General features: G+C 66.6%; 1 protein-coding gene. It reads right to left on the reverse strand.

The window, feature by feature from the left end; translation table 11 throughout:
• A partial coding sequence (locus tag AHiyo1_RS21590) for an AMP-binding protein (protein WP_340639370.1) occupies positions 1–915 on the reverse strand: 915 nt, incomplete at both ends.

Raw genomic sequence — 915 nt, forward strand, 5'->3', positions numbered from 1 at the left:
GATGACCGCGGCGTCCGCAATCCGCGGGTGGGTGAGCAGGAGCGCTTCGAGCTCGGCGGGCGCAATCTGGTAGCCTTGTACTTGATCAGTTCCTTGAGTCGATCGACGATCGTCACGACGCCGTCAGCCGTAACGGTCGCTATGTCGCCGGTGCGGAGGAAGCCATCCGGATCGATAGTCGCCGCTGTTGCGTCGGGCCGGTTCAGGTAGCCGAGCATGACCTGCGGGCCGCGGACAAGGAGCTGCCCGGGGGCGCTCGGTCCTTCGGCCGGGATGTCGATTTCTTCGTCCGTGGCGGGGTCGAGGAGCTTGCACTCGGTGTTCGGCACGGCGTAACCCACCGAGTCGAGCGGGACGTTCTCGGCGCCGTCGCGCGGGATGGCGTGGGAGACTGGGCTCAGCTCGGTCATGCCATAGCCCTGGAGCATCGTGCATCCGAGGCGCTTCGCAACAGCGTGTCCCAGTTCGCCATCGAGGGGAGCTGCTCCTGAAAGCACGACGCGCACGGACGAGAGATCGTATTGGTCCACCAGCGGATGCTTCGCCAGTGCGACGGCGATGGGCGGAGCGATGAAGAGGTACGTGCAGCGGTGGTCCTGGGTGATGCGGAGGAACTCGGCGAGGTCGAACTTCGGCATCGTGACGAGCCGGGCCCGCTCGCCGAGGGCCAGATTGAGCAGCACTGTCAGGCCGTAGATGTGGAAGAACGGCAGGACGGCGAGCAGCACGTCGTCGGGAGTCACGCGGAAGAAGGCACTGGACTGCGCGACGTTCGCCACGAGGTTGTACTGGCTCAACAGGACGCCCTTCGGTGTGCCGCTCGTGCCCGAGGAGTAGGGCACGACGGCGGCGGCATGCGGATCGACGCTCAGCGTGGGCGCGGGAAGGCCGGCGTCGATGATGTCCGCGAGCGAG

Source organism: Arthrobacter sp. Hiyo1 (genome assembly GCF_001263615.2).
Lineage (GTDB): Bacteria > Actinomycetota > Actinomycetes > Actinomycetales > Micrococcaceae > Arthrobacter.